Here is a 7,466-nt window from a genome sequence, read left to right on the forward strand (position 1 = left end):
AAGCAAAGTCTTGGGAATGATGGCCCAGGCTGCGGCAAAGCGTCAAGAGCGAGCGAACTGAGCGCCCGCCTATAAGCCCCGACTTGCCAGCACAGGGGGGGCAGCAAACAAGACGGGCACCGAGGCAGATTTGCGCTGCTGTGAAAACCCTTTGCATAACTCAGGAGGCACAAAACCCGCCTTATAATTCGGCGGGTTAGGCTACGACATCAGATAAAGAAGAAACCACCATCCTGACGTGTGGGAGTCAGCGTAGCGGGTGTTGTCTTCAGTTGCCGTTCAGAGTGCGCTCGATATTGGGGAGTGCCGCGCCTATACCGGCACCAACCGCACCGCCGACCGCAGCCCCTACAGCGGGATTGCCTGCAGCGACAGTACCCAGAACCGCTCCACCGGCCGCGCCAATGGCGCCGCCGCTCAGGGCACGCTGACCAGTAGGGCTCATATTGGCACAGCCGCCGAGCGCCACAACGCAAAAAGCCAGCACGAGAGGAGACAACCAGCGCCGCCGGTCTGCAACAGCGCTTACGAAGTTTCCTGATATCATTGTCCTGCTCCTGTGTTTTCCGTACTTACCATCAATTCGATAGACCGGACATTCGTCACTTCATTCAATGATGCCAGTCATCATCGTGCCGCCAGCGCCCGGCCCAAGGCGGAGGTCCGCGATGCTCCCAGCGACGGCGCTCATAAATCCGGGCACGCATAGGTGCCACATAATAGCCAGGGGGTGGTGGGGGCGCATAGTAAATGGGGCGAGGAGGCGGGGCGTAATAAACCGGTGGGGGCGGGGCGTAGTAACCCAGACCGTTGCCAAGAAATACGCTCAACCCCGGAATAGCGAGCCCGAGGGACATGTCATCGTCTGCCCGAACCGCGGTGCTGGTCAAACCGCACAGCAGCGCCAGGGTGGCGACAAGTACCAAATGGCGGACGCCATAAGCTGACGACTTGATCATAATCAAACTCCTTGTGTCAGGTAATGATTCGCCCGGCTCCAACATCGGCAGATCATCGTGTACCACGACTTTGTCCGAACATCTACCGATACTGATAACAGAGCGTAGCAGACAAACTTTGCAAAATTGGTGCCATATTCATTAGCCTTATTTTTCGGCAGCTTACGTTGCAGCATTGTAGGGAAATGGCTACAGATCCGGAACCATATATAATAATATGTATGCTTTCATCGGGTTATATTGTCGCTGATTACCATGGGCGCTTACGGCAGCAGGGCAATTTGCATCAGGCCCGCGTCCTCCGCCAGAGAGAACAGTCGGTTCATATTCTGTATTGCCTGTCCCGCCGCCCCTTTGACCAGATTGTCGATGACCGACAGGACGACTACTTGCCCCGGCCGGGGCTGATGTACGGCGATATGGCACATGTTGGCACCCCGCACTGAACGGGTAGCCGGGTGACAGCCGAAGGGCAGGACATCCACAAAAGGCTCGCCGGCGTAACGAGTGGCGAACAGATCCTGTAGCGCCGCATCGCTCATCGGCTGCGCCAGGCGCCCGTAGAGGGTGGCATGTATGCCGCGGATCATCGGCATCAGGTGCGGTGTGAACTGCAACTCCAGCGGAGTCCCACTGATATCAGAGAGCACGGCCTCGATTTCCGGCCGGTGCCGGTGGCCGCTGACGCCATAGGCGCTGACACTATCCGCCGTCTCGGGGAGAATCAAGCCGACCTTGGCGCTACGACCCGCTCCGCTGACGCCGGACTTGCAATCCGCGATCAGCGTATCCTCGCGCAGCAAGCCCTCGGCCAACAGAGGCGCAAAGCCGAGGATGACTGCCGTCGGATAACAGCCTGGATTGGCAATCAGCCGCGCCTCACTGACCTTAGTCCGATAGTATTCGGGCAAGCCATAACAGGCTTCGGCCAGCACCTCGGGTGCGCGGTGGGCCATGCCGTACCACCGGGCAAAAACTTCTGCATCGCGCAATCGGAAATCGGCACCCAGGTCGATGATTCGCACGCCTTTGGCCAGCAGTTGCGGAGCGCTGTCCATGGCCACTCCATGGGGTGTCGCAAAAAAAACGACGTCCAGGGTGCCAAGTATGGCGGGATCTGGGGCGGTATAAGACAGGTGGCAGTGGCCACGCAAATTGGGGAAGTGCTCGTCCACCCGCTGCCCGGCCTCAGCGCGGGAAGTGATGGCCACTAACTCGACTTCCGGATGCGGCAGCAGCAAACGGAGCAACTCCACCCCGGTGTAACCCGTACCCCCAACGATACCTGCGCGAATCATGTTCCCCCCTGATGCTAATCCGTAATAGAAAAAGCCGCCCGAAGGCGGCTTGTTTCGCAGTTCGAAGCGTCGGTAATTAACGCTTGGAAAACTGGTGACTACGCCGAGCCTTATGTTTACCCACCTTCTTCCGCTCCACTTCGCGAGCGTCACGGGTGACAAAACCAGCGCTGCGCAAGGGGCGTCGCAAGGTTTCGTCGTAGACCATGAGGGCGCGCGTGATGCCATGGCGGATCGCCCCGGCCTGACCACTGGCGCCACCACCGTTGACATTCACCAGAATATCGAACTGGCCGCCATGACCGGTCAACTCCAAGGGCTGCATGACCACCATGCGTGAGGTCTCACGGCCAAAGTAGTCTTCCAGGGTGCGCTTGTTGATGACGATCTTGCCAGAGCCACGGCGCAAATACACGCGGGCAGTTGCACTCTTACGCCGACCGGTACCGTAATATTGTTCCATAAAGTCTTCGCCTTAAACGTTCAGGGGCTGCGGCTGCTGTGCCGAATGGGGATGCTCGGAGCCGGGATAGACCTTGAGCTTCTTGAACATCGCCCGACCCAGCGGATTCTTGGGCAGCATGCCCTTGACCGCAAGTTCGATGATCCGCTCCGGGTGCGTCTCCTTCATCTTCTCGAAGGAAGCACTCTTCAGGTTGCCGACATAGCCGGTGTGATGGTAATAAATTTTATCTTTGGCCTTGTTGCCGGTAACCGCGATCTTGTCGGCATTGATGACGACGATGTAATCGCCGGTATCAGCATGGGGCGTATACTCGGGCTTATGCTTGCCACGCAAACGTTTAGCCAGCTCTACAGAGAGGCGGCCCAGGACTTTATCGGTGGCATCCACCACGAACCAGTCCCCTTGTACTTCATGAGACTTGGCAGAATAGGTCTTCATCACAAACTCCGGCTTCGGATTTTTCACTGAGGGGCGGGAGATTAGCGACGATAGGGGCAGATGTCAAGGTATTTGCGCGCTCTGGGGACGGCTATCCAATGAATTTCGTCAGAGTCGACACCCTGCATCCATGCGGGAATATCGCGTTGTCCGTGCAAAGCACATCAAACGTCGGCACGACCAGGGTGCTCTGGATAAAATATTACGTGCCGTGAAAGGGCACTCAGAGGATCAGGATTTTGCGCGCGGCTTCATCGGGCAGGTCTTGATGCCCAGCAGGGTATATAGTGCGCAGAAACCGGTGAGCCCGGTAATAAGTGGTACCAAGCCGACCAGCGCCCACCATTTCTCGGCGCCCGGCAGAAAAACCGCCAGCACGATAATAATGGCCAATCCCACGATCACGCGAAGAATCCGATCCGCAGTTCCTTCATTGACAGGCATTTTCAACTCTCCCGCAGGCTGTCACCTGCACCGTATGATGAGTTACCAGTATAGAGCAATTTCCTGCGACGATCTGCCCAAAAACTCAAAAATGATCAAGATATACCAGATTCTCCACAGGTTCCCGATTACTCGGCCAGGCATTCCCCATACCCTTGCCGACCGCCACCATATAGCCGATGGCAAAGCCCGCCGGCAGACGAATAATCTTTGCCACCGCGTCGAAATCAAACCCGTCCATGGGACAGGAGTCGTAACCCAGATCCTGTGCCACCAGCATCAGGGTCATGCCGAAGATACCCAGAGTGCGCATCGACTCATCCCTCGCCACTTCCGGCTTGCCGCGATAGTATTCGTCCAGCTTCGGCAGCAAAAAATCCTGCACCGGCTGAGGCGATGTCGCCCAGTATCGCTGCGGGTCCTTCTGCCAGGCATTGAGGTCGGCACACAGCACATAGAGCGCCGAAGCGTCCGTCACCTGCGCCTGACCCCAGGCCACTTCCCGAATGGCCGCCCGCTGCGCAGGGTCCCGCACATCCACGATCCGCCAATGCTGAATGTTGTATGCACTGGGTGCCAACACCGCCGTCTCCAGCAGCACCCGACGCGTTTCTTCGGATATTTTATGATTCGGATCAAAGGCTTTTACGGCGCGACGATTTTTTACGGCAGTAACCACTTCCATACAGGCCCCCTAATATTTTCAGTATGGCCCCAATCTAAGACCGACCGGTTGGTATTGTCAAGGAAGTGGGCGGGATAGATTGGCGGGACCGGCAGGTCGTTTAAATTCGCGTCAAAAAACAACCCCGCCTCGATGATGCGGAGGCGGGGTTATGGGAATAGGTGTCTGGCGGTGACCGACTTTCGCGGAGGGAGACCCCCAACTATCATAGGCGCTGCAGCGTTTCACGGTCCTGTTCGGGATGGGAAGGGGTGGTTCCACTGCGCTATGGCCGCCAGACAAGGTTAAACTGGTCTGCCTGAGATTTGGTCTCAGGGTGTATCAGAAGGGAAGGTTTTCAGTTGGATGCTTGGGTGATATATGGTCAAGCCGCACGGGCGATTAGTACTCCTTAGCTACACGCATTACTGCGCTTCCACAGAGAGCCTATCAACGTGGTAGTCTTCCACGGCCCTTCAGGGGGCTTTAAGCCCCGGGAGATCTCATCTTAGGATGGGCTTCCCGCTTAGATGCTTTCAGCGGTTATCCCGACCGTACATAGCTACCCGGCAATGCCCTTGGCAGAACAACCGGAACACCAGAGGTACGTCCACTCCGGTCCTCTCGTACTAGGAGCAGCTTCCTTCAAATCTCCAACGCCCATGGCAGATAGGGACCGAACTGTCTCACGACGTTCTGAACCCAGCTCGCGTACCGCTTTAAATGGCGAACAGCCATACCCTTGGGACCGGCTACAGCCCCAGGATGCGATGAGCCGACATCGAGGTGCCAAACTCCCCCGTCGATGTGAACTCTTGGGGGAATCAGCCTGTTATCCCCGGCGTACCTTTTATCCGTTGAGCGATGGCCCTTCCATACAGAACCACCGGATCACTAAGACCTGCTTTCGCACCTGCTCGACTTGTCTGTCTCGCAGTCAAGCACCCTTGTGCCTTTGCACTCACTGCGCGATTTCCGACCGCGCTGAGGGTACCTTCGTGCTCCTCCGTTACTCTTTGGGAGGAGACCGCCCCAGTCAAACTACCCACCAAACACTGTCCCTGATCCGGATCACGGACCGAGGTTAGAACCCCAAGATCACCAGGGTGGTATTTCAAGGACGGCTCCACCAGAACTAGCGTCCCGGTTTCACAGCCTCCCACCTATCCTACACAAATCATCTCAAGGTCCCATGCTAAGTTGTAGTAAAGGTGCACGGGGTCTTTCCGTCTTGCCACGGGAACGCTGTATCTTCACAGCGACTTCAACTTCGCTGAGTCTCGGGTGGAGACAGTGTGGCCATCATTACGCCATTCGTGCAGGTCGGAACTTACCCGACAAGGAATTTCGCTACCTTAGGACCGTTATAGTTACGGCCGCCGTTTACCGGGGCTTCGATCAAGAGCTTGCACCCCCTCACTTAACCTTCCGGCACCGGGCAGGCGTCAGACCCTATACGTCGACTTTCGTCTTTGCAGAGCCCTGTGTTTTTGTTAAACAGTTGCAGCCACCGATTCTCTGCGACCCCTTCGGCCTTCCTCCGCAAGGGAGTACAACCTATCAGGGCACACCTTCTTCCGAAGTTACGGTGTCAATTTGCCGAGTTCCTTCACCCGAGGTCTCTCAAGCGCCTTGGAATATTCTTCCTGCCCACCTGTGTCGGTTTGGGGTACGGTCATCACAAGACTAGAGCTTAGAAGCTTTTCCTGGAAGCGTAGGTTCACTCACTTCTCCTCCGTAGAGGATCGTCATCACGCCTTGAGATTGCCTTCCCGGATTTGCCAAAGAAGACTCCCTACACGCTTAAACCAGGACATCCAACACCCGGCTGAGCTACCTTTCTCCGTCACTCCATCGCATCTTGTAACAGTATCGGAATATTAACCGATTTCCCATCAGCTACGCCTCTCGGCCTCGCCTTAGGGGCCGACTCACCCTGCGCAGATTGACTTGACGCAGGAACCCTTGGGCTTACGGCGAGGGTGGTTTTCACACCCTTTATCGCTACTCATGTCAGCATTCGCACTTCGGATACCTCCAGCATGCTTTCCAACACACCTTCATCGGCTTACCGAACGCTCCCCTACCGCGCGTCCCTAAGGACACACCCGCAGCTTCGGTATATGGCTTGAGCCCCGTTAAATCTTCCGCGCGGGCCGACTCGACTAGTGAGCTATTACGCTTTCTTTAAAGGATGGCTGCTTCTAAGCCAACCTCCTAGCTGTCTGGGCCTTCCCACATCGTTTCCCACTGAGCCATATTTGGGGACCTTAGCTGGCGGTCTGGGTTTTCATCCCTCTTGACGACGGACGTTAGCACCCGCCGTCTGTCTGCCGCGCTCTACTTGCCGGTATTCGGAGTTTGCAACGGGTTGGTAAGCCGTGACAGCCCCCTAGCCGTAACAGTGCTCTACCCCCGGCAGTAATACGCGACGCGCTACCTCAATAGCTTTCGGGGAGAACCAGCTATCTCCGGACTTGTTTAGCCTTTCACTCCTATCCACAGTTCATCCCCGACCTTTTCAACGGGCGTGGGTTCGGACCTCCAGTAGGTTTTACCCCACCTTCATCCTGACCATGGATAGATCGTCCGGTTTCGGGTCTACTCCCTGCGACTGTCGCCCTATTCAGACTCGGTTTCCCTACGCCTCCCCTCTTCGGTTAAGCTCGCCACAGAAAGTAAGTCGCTGACCCATGATACAAAAGGTACGCAGTCACCCGTAAAACGGGCTCCCACTGCTTGTAGGCATACGGTTTCAGGATCTATTTCACTCCGCTCTCCGCGGTTCTTTTCGCCTTTCCCTCACGGTACTGGTTCACTATCGGTCAGAGACGAGTATTTAGCCTTGGAGGATGGTCCCCCCATCTTCAGACAGGATTCCACGTGTCCCGCCCTACTTTGCTCATGCCTAGTTCCACCAAAGCCTTTTCGGATACGGGGCTATCACCCACTACGGCCGACCTTCCCAGGTCGTTCTCCTAAGTCTATGGCTACATCATGAAGGCTACTCCCGGTTCGCTCGCCGCTACTACGGGAATCTCGGTTGATTTCTTTTCCTGCAGCTACTGAGATGTTTCAGTTCACCGCGTTCGCTTTACACACCTATGTATTCAGTGTGCAATAACCAGATCACTCTGGCTGGGTTGCCCCATTCGGATATCCCCGGATCAAAGCTTGTTTACCAGCTCCCCGAGGCT

Annotated in this window: 7 protein-coding genes and 2 rRNA genes (1 of these 9 running past the window's edge); all 9 read right to left on the reverse strand. The window is 56.3% G+C overall.

All coding sequences use genetic code 11. The features are described 5' to 3' along the window. Positions 1-268 precede the first annotated feature (268 nt). The gene (locus AFERRID_RS05060; protein ID WP_126604512.1) at positions 269-547 is read right to left on the reverse strand and encodes a hypothetical protein; all 279 of its coding nucleotides are present in this window, start codon (positions 545-547) and stop codon (positions 269-271) included. Positions 548-611: 64 nt separating this feature from the next. Next, on the reverse strand, positions 612-959 hold the full coding sequence (locus AFERRID_RS05065; protein ID WP_113526398.1) for a hypothetical protein: 348 nt from the start codon (positions 957-959) through the stop codon (positions 612-614). Between the two features lie 263 nt (positions 960-1,222). Next, positions 1,223-2,257, reverse strand: coding sequence for an N-acetyl-gamma-glutamyl-phosphate reductase (argC, locus tag AFERRID_RS05070; RefSeq protein WP_126604513.1), 1,035 nt, complete (start codon positions 2,255-2,257; stop codon positions 1,223-1,225). A 76-nt stretch (positions 2,258-2,333) separates the two neighbouring features. Beyond that, complete coding sequence (gene rpsI / locus AFERRID_RS05075) at positions 2,334-2,720, reverse strand: 30S ribosomal protein S9 (protein ID WP_009567384.1); 387 nt, start codon at positions 2,718-2,720, stop codon at positions 2,334-2,336. A gap of 12 nt (positions 2,721-2,732) precedes the next feature. After that, positions 2,733-3,161, reverse strand: a complete 429-nt coding sequence (gene rplM, locus AFERRID_RS05080) for a 50S ribosomal protein L13 (protein ID WP_113526396.1) — start codon at positions 3,159-3,161, stop codon at positions 2,733-2,735. Between the two features lie 231 nt (positions 3,162-3,392). Then, complete coding sequence (locus AFERRID_RS05085) at positions 3,393-3,605, reverse strand: YgaP family membrane protein (RefSeq protein ID WP_113526395.1); 213 nt, start codon at positions 3,603-3,605, stop codon at positions 3,393-3,395. 85 nt (positions 3,606-3,690) lie between these two features. Beyond that, a complete protein-coding gene (locus tag AFERRID_RS05090) occupies positions 3,691-4,290 on the reverse strand; it encodes a nitroreductase family protein (protein ID WP_126604514.1) in 600 nt (199 codons plus the stop codon). 163 nt (positions 4,291-4,453) lie between these two features. After that, positions 4,454-4,569, reverse strand: a 5S ribosomal RNA gene (gene rrf, locus AFERRID_RS05095). Between the two features lie 81 nt (positions 4,570-4,650). Further along, positions 4,651-7,466: ribosomal RNA gene (locus AFERRID_RS05100) — 23S ribosomal RNA — on the reverse strand (it continues 73 nt past the right edge of the window).

This window comes from Acidithiobacillus ferridurans (assembly GCF_003966655.1).
Classification (GTDB): domain Bacteria; phylum Pseudomonadota; class Gammaproteobacteria; order Acidithiobacillales; family Acidithiobacillaceae; genus Acidithiobacillus; species Acidithiobacillus ferridurans.